Genomic DNA, 14,604 nt, shown 5'->3' on the forward strand with positions numbered 1-14,604 from the left:
CGAGGAGCAGCGAAAAACCCATCCTGCGCGGCAGGCGAAACGCCCGGCCGTCGCGCGCCCGGGGCTGGGTCCGCTGCTCCATGGGTCCACTTCGATGCTGGCCCGGCAGGCGCCGCGACACCCGCTTGTGCGCACTCGACGCGGCCGCCGTTCTTGCCTATGGTCGGCGCTTCGCCAATCGCGGGGAACGGGAATGCGCGTCGGGTATCTGCTGGGGATGTGGCTGGTCGTGGGCAGTCTGCAGGCGGCCGAGCCGGTGGCAACGGTACGGGTGGCTTTCGACCGCGCCGGCATCACCGCCACCGAGGCGCATGGCATGGCCGATATCGGCGCCGGGCGCAAGCTGGGCGCGGACGATCCGGTGCGGATTGCTTCCATTTCCAAAATGGTCGCCGCGCTGGGCGTGATGCGCATGGTCGAGGCCGGGCAGCTGGACCTGGACGCGGATGTCTCGCGCTGGCTCGGCTGGCCGCTGCGCCACCCGCAGTTCCCCGACACACCGATCACCCTGCGCCTGCTGCTCTCGCACCGCGCCGGCCTCACTGACGCGGCCGGCTACTACGCCGTGCCGCTGGGCGGGCAGCTGCGCGAGGTGCTGGACGACCCGCGCGCCTGGGACAAGGCGCACGCGCCGGGTACGTTCTTCCGTTACGCCAACATCGATTTCCCGCTCATCGCCTCGGTGATGGAGAAGGCCAGCGGCGAGCGCTTCGACCGGCTGATGCAGCGCCTGGTGCTGAAGCCGCTCGGCATTGCCGCCTGCTACAACTGGGACAGCTGCGACGATGCGACCGTGGCGCGCGCGGTGGTGTTGTACGACGAAGCCCACCAGCCGGTGCGCGACGACAACCGCGGCCGTCGTCCCGATTGCCCGGTGGTGGCCGCCACCGACGGCAGCTGCGACCTCGGCCGCTGGCGCGCCGGCGACAACGGCGCGCTGTTCGCACCGCAGGGCGGCCTGCGCATTTCCGCCAATGGCCTGGCGAAGATCGGGCGCCTGCTGCTGGGCGAGGGCGAAGTGGATGGCGTGCGCCTGCTGCGCGCCGAATCCGTGCGCGAACTGGCGCGTCCGCAGTGGACCTGGGCGCCGGGCGCCGGCATGACTTCGGAAGAAGACGACAGCGGGCAGGGCGGCGACGGCTTCTTCTGCCGGTACGGGCTGGCGGTGCAGACCCTGGCCACGTCGGTGAAAGGCTGCCGCGACGATCCGTTCGGCGACGGCGTGGCGCGCTTCGGCCATTCCGGTTCGGCCTATGGCCTGTTGTCGGGGCTGTGGGTCGACCCGGCCAGCGGCACTGGCGTGGCCTATTTCGCCACCGGCCTGCCGGAAGCACGCAAGGGCGAGCGCTCGGCGTTTTCCGCCACCGAGGAACACCTGGCCAGGCCCTGATGCGCGGATAGCGGGTGCGCTGCATGGACCGGTGCGGCGCGATGCTGTTCCGCCATCGTGCGGCCCCGGGCGTTCCCCGGGCCGGCCCGGGACAGGGGAGTCCCGCGTAGATCTTGCGGATCAGGCCGCCCCGCTGCCGGGCGCATGGCCGACCAGCTGGCTGATGCCGCCCACGGCCCGTTAAACCCAGATCGCCAGTACCGCCCCATGGATGCGCGGGCCGGCGTCGCCGGTCAGGCCGGTTCGTGGCCATTGCGAGGTCTTCGCCTGTGATGGCGGGAGGGTGCCGCCGATGCCCACGGCCAGGGCGTTGGTTTGCCGGCATGCAGGGCGTTCCGTCGCCCTCGATGCCGGGGCCGGCGGCCTGGACGCCAGCCGGCGCCGGGTGTTCTGAATGTCCCTACTGTGCTTGACACAGTAGGTGGCTGCTAATACTGTGCGCGAAACAGTAATGGGTGACGCATGGTAGAGCGTGACAACTCCGGCCTGACCGAGCTGCGGCGCGGCGTGCTGGTGCTGGCGGTGCTTTCGCGCCTGCAGGTGCCGCAGTACGGCTATTCGCTCAAGCAGGCCCTGGCCGAGGGCGGCATGCCGGTGGAGGAGGGCACGCTGTACCCGTTGCTGCGGCGGCTGGAATCGCAGGGGCTGCTGGCCAGCGAATGGGACACGACCAGCGCGCCGCCGCGCCGCTACTACCGGCTGAATGCCGAGGGCGAGCGCGTGTTCGCGTTGTTGGGCGAGGCCTGGCGCGACCAGGTCCGGGTGATGAATGACTTTCTGGACGAGGAACCGGCTGATGAACGTGGATGAAGTCGTGGAGTCCTATGTGCGCGATGTCGCCGGCTGCCTGCCGCGCGCGCGCCGCAACGATGTGGCATTCGAACTGCGCGCGCTGCTGGACGAGGAACTGGCCGCGCGCGCCCGGGCCGCCGGGCGTGCGCCGGACAAGGCCATGGCCATGGCGCTGCTGCGCGAATTCGGGCGCCCGTCCGAGGCTGCGCAGCGCTACCACGACCGGCCGGCATTGATCGATGCCGCCGACACCCATCATTTCCTGATCTGGGCGGTGGGCGGCGCGGTGGTGTTCGCCGTGCATGGGCAGGTCACCCCGGAGCCTTTCAATCTGGATGCGGCGCTCCTGCAGTGGCTTGGTGCGCTGCTGCTGTTCTTCGCGCTGGCCGGCTGGTTGCGCCGGCGCAGTCCCGGCCGCTTCGCCTGGAAGCCCGGCCATGGCCCGGACTGGATGCCGCGCACGTTGTCGGCGTTTTCGCTGGCGGCACTGCTGGCGTTCCCGGTCTTCATGTATGCCGCGCCGGTGACTTTCGCGCGCCTGCTCATGCCATCGGCGGTGCCGGTGGACGGCCTTGCGCTGACGGACGCATTCGCCGGCAGCTGGCAGCGTGGGCTGACCATGGCGCTGCTGCTGGTGCTGGCGTTGCAGGAGGCCATCACCCTGGTGCTGGGCGCCCGCCGCTGGTGGCTGCGCCGCGCCGGCGTCGTCCTGGACCTGGCGCTGGCGGTGATGTTCTTCGCGCATGCCTCGCCCATGCATCGGCCCGGCGATGGCGCGTCGTTCGCGGTATTCGAATCGGCGCACGCCAACGCGGTCGCCGCGCCGGTGTTCATGGCGGTGGGCGGAATGATGCTGCTGTTCGGCCTGTACTACGCCTGGCGCAACTGGGTCGAGATCCGGCCCGGCCCGGCGCCGCTGGCCGGGGCGCCGGCCTGAGCCATTCAGAGGCCGGTATCGCCGTGCCTGCGCTGCCGACGCAGCGCGGTGCGCATCAGGCGCTGGAAGGTGGGGCACTGCAGGTGATCGGCGTGGCGGCAGCGGGCGGCGTGGCGCAGGCCATCGCGCAGGGCCTGCAGGCGGGCGATGCGGCGCTCCAGCTGGTCGGCCCGGTGCAACAGCTGCGGGCGGTCGATGGCCGGAGCGTTGCCGTCGCCGAGCATGGCGCCGATCTCCTCCAGCGAGAAGCCCGCCGCGCGCCCCAGCGCGATCAGCGACAGGCGCTGCATCACCGACGCCGCGTAGACGCGGCGCAGGCCATTGCGCCCGATCGGCCGGATCAGGCCGCGGGTTTCGTAATAGCGCAGCGTGGAAGCGGCGACACCGCTCTGCCGCACCACCTGCCCGATCTCCATCTCCTGCACGCTTGACCTCAAGTCGGCTTCAACGCCGAGACTGATGGAAACAGGTTTCCAGACGGGCGGGAAGAGCGATGGACGGGGGTGGAATCATCATGCGGGTAGTGATCGTGGGTGTCGTTGCCACCGCGACGACCGATCTATGGACGCTGGTGTTGCGCCGGCTCGGGCGTCCCACGCTGGACTATGCGCTGCTCGGCCGCTGGATCGGGCACTGGCGCGAAGGGCGCTGGCGCCATGACGCCATCCATGCGGCGGCGCCGGTCGGACATGAGCGCCTGCTGGGCTGGTGCGCCCACTACGCCATCGGCATCGCCATGGCGGGGATGCTGGTGGCGATGACGGGCAGCGGCTGGCTGCGGCGGCCGACGCCGGGTGCGGCGCTGGGGTTCGGCGTGGTCAGCGTGCTGTTGCCCTTTTTGGTGATGCAGCCGGCGTTCGGTGCCGGCATCGCCGCCGCGCGCCTGCCGCGGCCGTGGCCGGCGCGGCTGCAGAGCCTGGCCACGCATGCGGTGTTCGGCCTGGGATTGTTCGTCGGCGGCCGGATTTCCGTCGTATTTCCCTTTTGAAATCAACTGCTTGATTGAAAGGCCAGCAACGCTGCTAGCCTTTCCCGGTCAATCGCCCGGAGACCACCATGACCATCGGATCGCAGTCGGACATCGACGGCCTGCAACGCATCGGCCGGCTGGTCGCGCGCGTGCGCGAGGACATGCTCGCCGCCGCCTGCCCGGGCATGAGTACCGGCGAGCTCGACCTGATCGGCGAACGCCTGCTCGCCGCGCAGGGCGCGCAGCCGGCGCCGCGGCTGACCTATGGCTTCCCGGGCGCGACCTGCATCAGCGTCAACGAGGAAGCCGCCCATGGCGTGCCCGGCGCGCGCGTGCTGGCTGCCGGCGACGTGGTGAACGTGGACGTGTCCGCCGAACTCGGCGGCTACTTCGCCGATACCGGCGGCACCCGGGTGCTGCCGGAAGCCGCGCCGCGCGACCTGCGCCTGTGCCATGCCGCGCGCAGCGCCCTGGCCAACGCGCTGAAGGTGGCGCGCGCCGGGCAGCCGCTCAACCGGATCGGCGCGGCGATCGAACGCACCGCACGCCAATCCGGCTTCCGGGTGATCGAGAACCTGGGCAGCCACGGCGTCGGCCGCGCGCTGCACGAGGAACCGGACCACATCCCCGGCTACTACGATCCGCACGATACGCGCCTGCTGCACGAAGGCATGGTCATCACCATCGAGCCGTTCCTGTCCACGCGCAGCCGCATGGTCGAGGAAGCCGATGACGGCTGGACCCTGCTGGGCGCGCGCGGCAACCGCTCCGCGCAGTACGAACACACGCTGATCGTCACCCGTGGCGAGCCGATCGTGGTGACCCTGCACTGACCCGCGGGCCGCGCCATCGGCGCGCGGCATCGACACGGCATGCACGCGCCGATGGCGATGGTGGCGGCGTTCCCGATCGCCCCCAGCGCACATGGCCGATCCGCCGCTGCTTACGCCTGATGGCCGCTACCTGGTCGTGCGCGGCCGCCTGTGGCGCGCGACCAATCCACAGCTGCCCGAAGCGCAGCGGCAGGCGGCGGTGCGGCAGCTGATGGCGGCGCGCCGCGAGGTCGGGCGTGCGCGCCGGCAGGGCGATGCGCAGGCGCTGGCGCGGGCCGGCGAGGCGGTCGATGCGGCCAAGCGCGCGCTCGGCGAGCGCGGGCCGGTGTGGTGGGACGACGGCGCGCCGGACTACAACCGCCATCTGGCGAAGAACACGCCGTACGCCGCATGGCATGCGCGCGTGGCGGCCATGGCCGGAAGCGGCGCGGACCAGGCCTGACCCCCTCTTCCGGCGCCGGGGATGCCGCCCGGGCGCGGCCTATACCTTGGTATATCCCGGCCACCTGCAGGTGCATGGCCGCTACGCCAATGCCTGCTGGCCGCGGCATGGGCGCGGTGGGAAAATCTTCTCCGTCGCCGGGACAGCGCTCCCGGCCCACGCTGCCGGCATCGCATGTTGCCGGTCATCGCCATCGCCGGTGCGAGGCCCGCCGTTTTCCCGGTGGCCGCCACCGCACGACCGAGGAGGACGCCATGGATCCCGACCCGCATCGGCGCCTGCCCGCGCGCCAACTTCCCATGACCCAAGACACAGACCGGGCGCCGGCTCCGGGGATGCCACCTGCGTGACCGCGGGGGCCTCCACGGCCGTGCGCCGGAGGAGGTTCCCATGCTGTTCCGCATCCTCGAGACCCATTCCAACGACGTCCTGCTGCGCGCCCTGCGCGCGGCGGTAGCCGCGCATCGCCCCGCCGCCCTGCGCTCGCTCCTGCATGCCCGCGGCGAGCGCGCTTTTGCCCGCGCCCTGGGCGAGCTGTCCGGCCGCGTCATCGCCGATGCCCTGTCCATGCTGCCGGCGCCCGAGCGCGCGGGCGTGCTGCAGCACCTGCCGCGTGCGGCGCGCAAGCGCCTGCATGAGGTGGAGTGCGCCGATCCGCGCCATGTCCTGCATGCGCACCGCGTGGCGATGCCGCCGCGCCTGTCCGCCTCCTGCTGACGGCGGGCGCCCGCTCCTTTCCATCCATTCCGGGGACTGTCCATGAAGATCCAGCCTGCCGTACTGGCACTGGCCTGCGCCGCGGCGCTGGCGGCCTGTACCGCCGCCCAGCCCGCCGCCGAGAGCCAGGCCGCACCGATGTTCCACCATGAAGGCGACGCCATCGTCGTGCCGCAGAACTCGCCGCTGCATGGCCGCCTGCAGGTGGCCGCCGTCGGCGAGCAGGCCTTCGCCCCGAGCGTGGAGGCGCCCGGCACGGTGGAGGCCGAGCCGGAGAAGCAGGTGAGGATCGTGCCGCCGCTGGCCGGGCGCGTGGTGCGCCTGCACCGCCGGCTCGGCGATGCGGTCAGTGCCGGCGACGCGCTGGCCACGCTGGATTCGCCCGAGCTCGGCGCGGCGCAGGCGGAGAACGCCAAGGCGCAGGCGCAGCTGCGGCAGGCGCGGCTGGAGTTCGAGCGGCAGAAGCTGCTGCACGATGAGGACATCGCGGCGGCGAAGGACATGGAGGCGGCGCGGCTGGCGCTGGCCGAAGCCGAGGGCGACGCGCGCGCGGCGGCCGACCACCTCGCCCAGGTCGGGGCGTCGGCGAAGAGCGGCTCGCGCCGCGAGTACGTGCTGCGCTCGCCCATCGCAGGCCGCGTGGTGGCGATGGAGGCCGCGCAGGGCGGCTACTGGAACGACACCACCGCCGCGCTGATGACCGTGGCCGACCTGTCCGAAGTATGGCTGACCGCCGCCGTGGCCGAGCGCGACCTGCCGCGCATGGCGGTCGGGCAGCAGGCGCGGGTCGAGCTCAACGCCTGGCCCGGCCGCACGCTCGAAGGCCGGGTGGCCTATGTCGGCGATGTGCTCGATGCGCAGACCCGCACCGTGCCGGTGCGCGTGGCCATCGACAACCGTGCCGGCGAGGTGAAGCCGGGCATGTTCGCGCGCGTGCGGTTCGCCGCGGCCAGCCGTCCGGCGCTGCTGGTGCCGGCCACGGCGCTGCTGCAGAACGGCCTGCATACCCGGGTGTTGGTCGAACAGGCGCCGCAGCGCTTCCAGCCGCGCGTGGTCACCGTCGGCGATACCGCCGGCGGAAACGTGGAAGTGCTGTCGGGCCTGCGCGCCGGCGAGCGGATCGTGGTCAGGGACGGAGTGCTGCTCAATGATTGATGCGATCGTCACAACCTGTTTCCGCCGCCGCGGCATCGCCTGGCTGGTGTTCGCGTTCGTCGCGCTGTACGGGCTGTGGAGCTGGAAGCAGCTGCCGGTGGAGGCCTATCCGGACATCGCCGATGTCACCTCGCAGATCGTCACCCAGGTGCCCGGGCTGGGCGCGGAGGAGGTCGAGCAGCAGATCACCATTCCGCTGGAGCGCGCGCTGCTCGGCACTCCCGGCATGCACGTGCTGCGCTCGCGCAGCCTGTTCGCGCTGTCGCTGGTCACGGTGGTGTTCGAGGACGGCACCGACGGCTATTTCGCGCGGCAGCGGCTGCAGGAACGCCTGGCCGGGGTCACCCTGCCGTACGAAGCGAAGCCGGAGCTGGACCCGTACACCTCGCCCACCGGCGAGATCTACCGCTACACGCTGGAGTCGAAGACGCGCAGCCTGCGCGAACTGTCCGAGCTGCAGGCCTGGACCGTCATCCCGCGCCTGAAGAAAGCGCCGGGCGTGGTCGACGTCACCAATTTCGGCGGGCTGACCACGCAGTTCATGCTTGAACTGGACCCGCTGCGGCTGCGCCAGTACGACCTGTCGCTGCAGGAGGTCACCAGCGCGATCAACGCCAACAACGCCAACGGCGGCGGCAGCGTGATCGACCGCGGCGAGCAGAGCTACGTGGTGCGCGGGGTGGGCCTGCTGCGCTCGCTGGAGGACATGGGCAACGTGGTGGTCAAGAGCAGCGGCGGCGTACCGGTGCTGGTCAAGGACCTGGGCACGCTGACCTACGGCAACGTCGAGCGTCGCGGCATCCTCGGCAAGGACGACAACCCGGACACCCTCGAAGGCATCGTGCTCCTGCTCAAGGACCACAACCCTTCCGACGCGCTGGCCGGCGTCCACGCCGCGGTGGATGACCTCAACGGCAACCTGCTGCCCGGCGACGTGCGGCTGGTGCCGTACCTGGACCGCACCGCGCTGATCGACGCGACCCTGCATACGGTCGGCTTCACCCTGGCCGAAGGCATGGTGCTGGTGAGCCTGGTGCTGCTGCTGTTCCTGGGCAGCCCGCGCGCGGCGGCGATCGTCGCGCTGACGATCCCGTTGTCGCTGCTGATCGCCTTCATCTTCATGCACCACTTCCACGTCCCGGCCAACCTGCTGTCACTCGGCGCCATCGACTTCGGCATCCTGGTGGACGGCGCGGTGGTGCTGGTGGAGAACGTGCTGCGCCGGCGCGAGCAGGACGCGACGCGGCCGCTGCAGGCCCGCGACGCGATCCAGGCCACGCTGCAGGTGGCGCGGCCGATCTTCTTCGGCATGGCGGTGATCGTCTGCGCCTATCTGCCGCTGTTCGCCTTCCAGCGCATCGAATACAAGCTGTTCTCGCCGATGGCCTACGCGGTCGGCGCGGCGCTGGCCGGCGCGCTGGTGGTGGCGTTGACGCTGGTGCCGGCGCTGGCGTGGCTGGCGTTCCGCAAGCCGCGGCGGCTGTTCCACAACCCGGTGCTGGAAGCGCTGTCGCTGCGCTATGGGCGCTTCCTGGAGCGGATGGTCGGGCACAGCCGCTGGCTGCTGGCCTGCTGCGTCGCCGCCCTGCTGGGGCTGGGCGTGCTGTTCGCCAGCCTGGGCCGCGATTTCCTGCCCTATCTGGACGAAGGCTCGCTGTGGCTGCAGGTGCAGATGCCGCCGGGCATCACCCTGGACAAGGCCGCGGCGATGGCCGACGAACTGCGCCGGGTGACGCTGGCGTTCCCGGAGGTGTCCTACATGGTCACCCAGACCGGCCGCAACGACGATGGCACCGATTACTGGACGCCCTCGCACATCGAGGCCAGCGTCGGCCTGCATCCCTACCGGCAATGGAAATCGGGACTGAGCAAGCAGCAGCTGATCGACCGGCTGGCCGCACGCTACGCGCAGATGCCCGGCTATTCGGTGGCCTTCATGCAGCCGATGATCGACGGCGTGCAGGACAAGCTGTCCGGCGCGCACAGCGACCTGACGGTGAAGGTGTTCGGCCAGGACCTGGAGCAGGTGCGCGGGCTGGCCAAGCGCATCGCCGGCATCCTCGGGCAGGTGCCGGGAGCGGCCGACGTCGCCGTCGACGTGGAACCGCCGCTGCCCAACCTGAAGATCGAACTGGACCGCGCCGCGGCCGCGCGCCACGGCATCAACGCCGCCGATGTTGCCGACCTGATCGCCACCGGCATCGGCGGCACGCCCATCGGCCAGCTCTATGTCGATGAAAAGAGCTACGACATCGCCGTGCGTTTCCCGGAACGCTACCGCGCCAGTCCCGATGCCATCGGCAACCTGACCCTGGCCGCGCCCGACGGCGCCCGCGTACCGCTGGCGGACGTGGCGCGCATCGGCACCACCTCCGGCGAGAGCGTGATCGTGCGCGAGATGGCCGAGCGCAACATCATCGTGCGCCTGAACGTGCGCGGCCGCGACCTGGCCGGCTTCCTGCGCGACGCGCAGCAGGCGGTGCAGCGCGAGGCGGCATACGACCACAAGCGCCTGCGCGTGGAATGGGGCGGCCAGTTCGAGAACCTGGAGCGCGCGCAGGCGCGCCTGGCGCTGATCCTGCCGATGACCCTGGGCATCATGTTCCTGCTGCTGTTCGGCGCCTTCGGCAACCTGCGCCAGCCGCTGCTGGTGCTGTCCACCGTGCCGTTGGCGATGCTCGGCGGCCTGGCCGCGCTGCACCTGCGCGGGATGACGCTGAACGTCTCCAGCGCGGTGGGCTTCATCGCGCTGTTCGGGGTGGCGGTGCTCAACGGCGTACTGATGCTGGCGCAGATCAACCGCCTGCGCGGCGAGGAAGGGCGCAGCCTGCGCGAGGCGGTGATCGAGGGCGCGCGCAGCCGCATGCGCCCGGTGCTGATGACCGCCACGGTCGCCGCCTTCGGCCTGGCCCCGGCCATGCTCGCCACCGGCCTGGGCAGCGACGTGCAGCGGCCGCTGGCCACGGTGGTGGTCGGCGGGCTGGCCAGCGCCACGGTGCTGACCCTGCTGCTGTTGCCCCCGCTGTACCACTTCATCGAAGACCGCATCGACCGCCGTCGCGCCCGCAGGGCCGCCGCGCCGGCGCAGGAGGCACCATGAACGACATCGCGCGCATCGCCACGCTGGCCGTGGCGCTGGCCGCCGCCGGCTGCACGGTGGGGCCGGACTTCCATCGGCCGGAGGCGCCGCCGGTGGCGGCCTGGGTGGAGGGTGGCCTGCCCGACGCCACCGTGGCTACACCCGGACCGGGCGGCGACGCCCAGCGTTTCCTGCACGACCGGCCGCTGCCCGCGCGCTGGTGGACGGGTTTCGGCTCGGCCGGGCTGGATGCCCTGGTCGCCGCCGCGCTGCGCGCCAATCCCGACCTGCAGGCGGCGGAGGCGGCGCTGCGCCAGGCCGGCGAGAATGCCGCCGCGCAACGCGGTGGCTTCTGGCCGCAGGTCGACCTGCAGTTGCAGCCGCAGCGGGAAAAGGCCGCCGAAGCGGACAGCAGCGCCTACAGCCTGCATACCGCGCAGCTGAGCATCAGCTATGTGCCGGATGTATTCGGCGGCCAGCGCCGCCAGGCCGAGGCGCTGGCCGCCGGGGTGGACGCCCAGCGCTTCGAGCGCGAAGCGGTGTACCTGACGCTGGTAGCCAACGTGGTCGAGAGCGCGATCGGCGAGGCATCGGCGCGCGCGCAGCTGGCCGCCAGCGAAGCGCTGGTGGCGCAGTCGCGGCAGCTGCTGGAGATCGTCCAGCGCCAGCACCGCGCCGGCGATGCCGGCGGTGGCGATGTCGCCGCGCAGGAAACGGTGCTGGCGCAGGCCCAGGCGCAACTGCCGCCGCTGCGCAGGGAACTGGCCGCGCGCCGCCACCAGCTGGCGGCGTTGACCGGGCAGCTGCCGGGCGAGGCGGTGCTGCCCGCGTTGCAGCTGGAGGCGCTGTCGCTGCCGGCCGAACTGCCGGTCGGCCTGCCCTCGCAACTGGTCCGGCAGCGCCCGGACGTGCGCGCCGCCGAGGCCCGGCTGCATGCGGCCAATGCCGACATCGGCGTGGCCACCGCCGCGCGCCTGCCGGCCATCACCCTGAGCGCGGGCGCCGGACGGTACGGCGCGCAGGCCTCGCCGTTCGGGCAGGCCGGCGCCGGGTTCTGGTCGATCGGCGCGGACCTGCTGCAACCCCTGTTCCATGGCGGTGCGCTGCGGCATGGCCAGCGCGCCGCCGTCGCCGCGCGCGACCAGGCCCAGGCGCAGTACCGCGCCACGGTGCTGACCGCCTTCCAGGACACGGCCGACGCGCTGCAGGCCATCGTCAGCGACGCGCAGGCGCTGCAGGCGGCCAGTGCCGCCGATGCCGCGGCGCGCCGCAGCCTGGCCATGGCCAGACGCCAGCGCGAACTGGGCGCGGCCTCGCAGGCCGAACTGGTCCTGGCCCAGCAGGCCAGCCAGGAAACCGCCATCGCTCTGGTCCAGGCCCGCGCCGGACGGCTGGCCAGCACCGTGGCGCTGTACCAGGCGCTGGGTGGCGGCTGGTCGCAGGACGCCGATGCCATCCCTGGTGCGCGAGTGAGCGCGCCATCCCTTCCGTGACGGGAGCAGACCCATGAAGCCTTTCGAAACCCTGCTGAAGAACCTGTTCAGCGCCTTCGTCCGCCGCCGCCGCGCCAGCGGCCTGTTCGGACGCCCGGCCGTGCTCGACGGCATGGACCGCCGCGATGCGTCCGGGCCGGCGTTCGAGCGGGTTGCGCGCGGCCTGCGCCGTGCCGCCAGCGAGGATCTTGCGGCGGCACTGGCGCGGCTGGGTTCGCACGAGGACGGGCTGAGCGCCGCCGAGGCAGCAGCGCATCGCGACCGCGCCGGTCCCAACGAGGTCGGCCACGAGAAGCCGCTGCCGTGGTGGCAGCACCTGTGGCACTGCTACCGCAATCCGTTCAACCTGCTGCTGACTCTGCTGGCGGTGATCTCGTTCCTGACCGAGGACATGACCGCGGCCATCGTGATCGGCACGATGGTGGTGCTCAGCACGCTGATCCGCTTCGTGCAGGAAGGCCGCTCCAACCGCGCCGCCGAACGGCTCAAGGCGATGGTCGGCAATACCGCCACGGTGCTGCGCCGGCAGGCGGTCGATCCGGAGGTGGTCGAGGTCGGCGAGAAGTACTTCGGCGTGCACCTGCACACCCACCGCGCGGCCACCACGGTGGAGCTGCCGATCCGCGAGCTGGTGCCCGGCGACCACGTGCTGCTGTCGGCCGGCGACATGATCCCGGCCGACTGCCGCCTGCTCGCGGCCAAGGACCTGTTCGTGTCGCAGGCGGCGATGACCGGCGAGTCGTTGCCGGTGGAGAAATTCGCCGGCATCGGCCAGCCGTTCGAATCGGTGTTCGACGCGCCGAACCTGGTGTTCATGGGCACCAGCGTGACCTCCGGCTCGGCCACCGCGCTGGTCGTGGCCACTGGCCCGCGCACCTACTTCGGCGCGCTGTCCGAGCGGGTCACCGCCAGCGACCGCACCGCCACGGCGTTCCAGGCCGGCGTCAACAGCGTGAGCTGGCTGCTGATCCGCTTTGCCCTGGTGATGGCGCCGGTGGTGCTGCTGATCAATGGCTTTACCAAGGGCGACTGGACCGAGGCGTTCCTGTTCGCCCTGTCGGTCGCGGTCGGGCTCACGCCCGAGATGCTGCCGATGATCGTCACCTCGACCCTGGCCAAGGGCGCGGTGCTGCTCTCGCGCAAGAAGGTCATCGTCAAGCGGCTGGACGCGATCCAGAACTTCGGCGCCATGGACGTGCTGTGCACCGACAAGACCGGCACCCTGACCCAGGACCGGATCGCGCTGGAGCGGCACACCGATGCCGATGGCGCGGTCTCCGACGAGGTGCTGCGCTACGCCTTCCTCAACAGCTGGTACCAGACCGGGTTGAAGAACCTGCTCGACCACGCGGTGCTGGAACACGCCGAACTGCAGCAGGAGATGCGCATCGCGCAGGAGTACAGCAAGGTCGACGAGATCCCCTTCGATTTCCAGCGGCGGCGGATGTCGGTGGTGGTGGCCGACCGCGACGGCGGGCGCACCCTGATCTGCAAGGGCGCGGTGGAGGAAGTGCTGGCCGGCTGCAGCCGCATCCGCGTCGAGGGCGCGGACGTGCCGCTGGACGGCGTGCGCCTGGAGCGGGTGCGCGCCGTAACCCGCGAACTCAACGGCCAGGGACTGCGCGTGGTCGCGGTGGCGGTCAAGGACAGCCCGGCCGCGCAGACGGTGTACTCGGTGCGCGACGAGGGCGGCCTGACCCTGGTCGGCTACATCGCCTTCCTCGACCCGCCCAAGGAATCCACCGCACCGGCGCTGCGCGCGCTGGACGAACACGGCGTGCGGGTGAAGGTGCTGACCGGCGACAGCGAACTGATCGCCGCGCACGTCTGCGGACGGGTCGGGCTGGAGCACGCGGACATCCTGCTCGGGCCGCAGGTGGAGGCGATGGATGACGCGGCATTGGCGCAGGCGGTCGAGTCGCACCAGGTGTTCGCGCGCCTCACCCCGCATGACAAGGAGCGCATCGTGCGCGTGCTGCGCGGCAACGGCCACGTGGTCGGCTTCATGGGCGACGGCATCAACGACGCGCCGGCGCTGCGCGCGGCCGACATCGGCATCTCGGTGGACTCGGGCGTGGACATCGCCCGCGAGGCCGCCGACATCATCCTGCTGGAGAAGAGCCTGATGGTGCTGGAGGAAGGCGTGATGGAGGGCCGCAGGACCTTCTGCAACATGCTCAAGTACATCCGCATGACCGCCAGCTCCAATTTCGGCAATGTGTTCTCGGTGCTGGTGGGCAGCGCGTTCCTGCCGTTCCTGCCGATGCTGCCGCTGCAGCTGCTGGTGCAGAACCTGCTGTACGACGTGTCGCAGACCGCGATCCCGTTCGACGAGGTCGATGCCGAACTGGTGGCGCGGCCGCTGCGCTGGAACCCCGCCGACATCGGCCGCTTCATGGTCTTCTTCGGGCCGCTCAGCTCGGTCTTCGACATCATCACGTACCTGGTCATGTGGTATGTATTCGGCGCCAACAGCGTGGCCGGGCAGGGGCTGTTCCAGTCCGGCTGGTTCGTCGTCGGACTGCTGACCCAGACCCTGATCGTGCACATGATCCGCACCCCGAAACTGCCGTTCATCCAGAGCCGGGCGGCCTGGCCGCTGACCCTGACCACGCTGGTCATCATGGCCATCGGCGTGCTGCTGCCGATGAGCCGGCTGGGCGCATGGTTCGGGCTGCAGCCGCTGCCGCCGGCCTACTTCCCGTGGCTGGTCGGCATCCTGCTCGGCTATGCCGCGCTGACCACGGCAATGAAGAAGCTCTACGTCCGCCGCTTCGGCTGGCAGTAAGGCCACAC

The 14,604-nt window shown here is 71.3% G+C and carries 12 protein-coding genes; 11 read left to right on the forward strand and 1 reads right to left on the reverse strand.

Annotated elements, in window-relative coordinates; all coding sequences use genetic code 11:
• Positions 1–193: 193 nt before the first annotated feature.
• From ABB22_RS10950 to ABB22_RS10960, 3 genes are all read left to right on the forward strand, one after another.
• Positions 194–1,390: a serine hydrolase domain-containing protein gene (locus tag ABB22_RS10950; RefSeq protein ID WP_055766150.1), complete on the forward strand. Its 1,197-nt coding sequence runs from the start codon at positions 194–196 to the stop codon at positions 1,388–1,390.
• A 462-nt stretch (positions 1,391–1,852) separates the two neighbouring features.
• Positions 1,853–2,200 (forward strand): PadR family transcriptional regulator, encoded by a 348-nt coding sequence (locus tag ABB22_RS10955; protein WP_055766146.1) that lies wholly within the window; start codon positions 1,853–1,855, stop codon positions 2,198–2,200.
• Positions 2,187–3,119 (forward strand): hypothetical protein, encoded by a 933-nt coding sequence (locus ABB22_RS10960; RefSeq protein ID WP_055766143.1) that lies wholly within the window; start codon positions 2,187–2,189, stop codon positions 3,117–3,119. The genes ABB22_RS10955 and ABB22_RS10960 overlap by 14 nt, the downstream gene beginning before the upstream one ends.
• 5 nt (positions 3,120–3,124) lie before the next feature.
• Here ABB22_RS10960 and ABB22_RS10965 read toward each other — a convergent pair whose 3' ends face one another.
• A complete protein-coding gene (locus ABB22_RS10965; protein WP_327083305.1) occupies positions 3,125–3,556 on the reverse strand; it encodes a helix-turn-helix domain-containing protein in 432 nt (143 codons plus the stop codon).
• 77 nt (positions 3,557–3,633) lie between these two features.
• On the opposite strand from ABB22_RS10965, the gene ABB22_RS10970 reads away from it, so the two are divergent.
• The 8 genes from ABB22_RS10970 to mgtA all read left to right on the forward strand — a co-directional run bounded on the left by ABB22_RS10970 (position 3,634) and on the right by mgtA (position 14,596).
• Positions 3,634–4,107 (forward strand): DUF2938 domain-containing protein, encoded by a 474-nt coding sequence (locus ABB22_RS10970; RefSeq protein WP_235504253.1) that lies wholly within the window; start codon positions 3,634–3,636, stop codon positions 4,105–4,107.
• 68 nt (positions 4,108–4,175) lie between these two features.
• On the forward strand, positions 4,176–4,922 hold the full coding sequence (gene map / locus ABB22_RS10975) for a type I methionyl aminopeptidase (RefSeq protein ID WP_055766134.1): 747 nt from the start codon (positions 4,176–4,178) through the stop codon (positions 4,920–4,922).
• A gap of 91 nt (positions 4,923–5,013) precedes the next feature.
• Positions 5,014–5,364, forward strand: a complete 351-nt coding sequence (locus ABB22_RS10980; protein ID WP_055766133.1) for a hypothetical protein — start codon at positions 5,014–5,016, stop codon at positions 5,362–5,364.
• A gap of 390 nt (positions 5,365–5,754) precedes the next feature.
• A complete protein-coding gene (locus tag ABB22_RS10985; RefSeq protein WP_055766130.1) occupies positions 5,755–6,081 on the forward strand; it encodes a hypothetical protein in 327 nt (108 codons plus the stop codon).
• A 42-nt stretch (positions 6,082–6,123) separates the two neighbouring features.
• On the forward strand, positions 6,124–7,236 hold the full coding sequence (locus ABB22_RS10990; protein WP_055766127.1) for an efflux RND transporter periplasmic adaptor subunit: 1,113 nt from the start codon (positions 6,124–6,126) through the stop codon (positions 7,234–7,236).
• Positions 7,229–10,336, forward strand: a complete 3,108-nt coding sequence (locus ABB22_RS10995) for an efflux RND transporter permease subunit (RefSeq protein WP_055766124.1) — start codon at positions 7,229–7,231, stop codon at positions 10,334–10,336. Before ABB22_RS10990 ends, ABB22_RS10995 begins: the two co-directional genes overlap by 8 nt.
• Positions 10,333–11,808, forward strand: coding sequence for an efflux transporter outer membrane subunit (locus ABB22_RS11000; protein ID WP_055766121.1), 1,476 nt, complete (start codon positions 10,333–10,335; stop codon positions 11,806–11,808). The genes ABB22_RS10995 and ABB22_RS11000 overlap by 4 nt, the downstream gene beginning before the upstream one ends.
• Before the next feature lie 13 nt (positions 11,809–11,821).
• On the forward strand, positions 11,822–14,596 hold the full coding sequence (gene mgtA, locus ABB22_RS11005) for a magnesium-translocating P-type ATPase (RefSeq protein ID WP_055766118.1): 2,775 nt from the start codon (positions 11,822–11,824) through the stop codon (positions 14,594–14,596).
• Positions 14,597–14,604: the final 8 nt, after the last annotated feature.

The organism is Stenotrophomonas nitritireducens (assembly GCF_001431425.1).
Lineage (GTDB): Bacteria > Pseudomonadota > Gammaproteobacteria > Xanthomonadales > Xanthomonadaceae > Stenotrophomonas > Stenotrophomonas nitritireducens.

Bases quoted from the DNA above. Each gene is read 5' to 3' on its own strand.
- mgtA (WP_055766118.1), top strand. From the start codon at position 11,822: ATGAAGCCTTTCGAAACCCTGCTGAAGAACCTGTTCAGCGCCTTCGTC.
- ABB22_RS10950 (WP_055766150.1), top strand. From the start codon at position 194: ATGCGCGTCGGGTATCTGCTGGGGATGTGGCTGGTCGTGGGCAGTCTG.
- ABB22_RS10955 (WP_055766146.1), top strand. From the start codon at position 1,853: ATGGTAGAGCGTGACAACTCCGGCCTGACCGAGCTGCGGCGCGGCGTG.
- ABB22_RS10990 (WP_055766127.1), top strand. From the start codon at position 6,124: ATGAAGATCCAGCCTGCCGTACTGGCACTGGCCTGCGCCGCGGCGCTG.
- ABB22_RS10985 (WP_055766130.1), top strand. From the start codon at position 5,755: ATGCTGTTCCGCATCCTCGAGACCCATTCCAACGACGTCCTGCTGCGC.
- ABB22_RS10960 (WP_055766143.1), top strand. From the start codon at position 2,187: ATGAACGTGGATGAAGTCGTGGAGTCCTATGTGCGCGATGTCGCCGGC.
- map (WP_055766134.1), top strand. From the start codon at position 4,176: ATGACCATCGGATCGCAGTCGGACATCGACGGCCTGCAACGCATCGGC.
- ABB22_RS10970 (WP_235504253.1), top strand. From the start codon at position 3,634: ATGCGGGTAGTGATCGTGGGTGTCGTTGCCACCGCGACGACCGATCTA.
- ABB22_RS11000 (WP_055766121.1), top strand. From the start codon at position 10,333: ATGAACGACATCGCGCGCATCGCCACGCTGGCCGTGGCGCTGGCCGCC.
- ABB22_RS10995 (WP_055766124.1), top strand. From the start codon at position 7,229: ATGATTGATGCGATCGTCACAACCTGTTTCCGCCGCCGCGGCATCGCC.
- ABB22_RS10980 (WP_055766133.1), top strand. From the start codon at position 5,014: ATGGCCGATCCGCCGCTGCTTACGCCTGATGGCCGCTACCTGGTCGTG.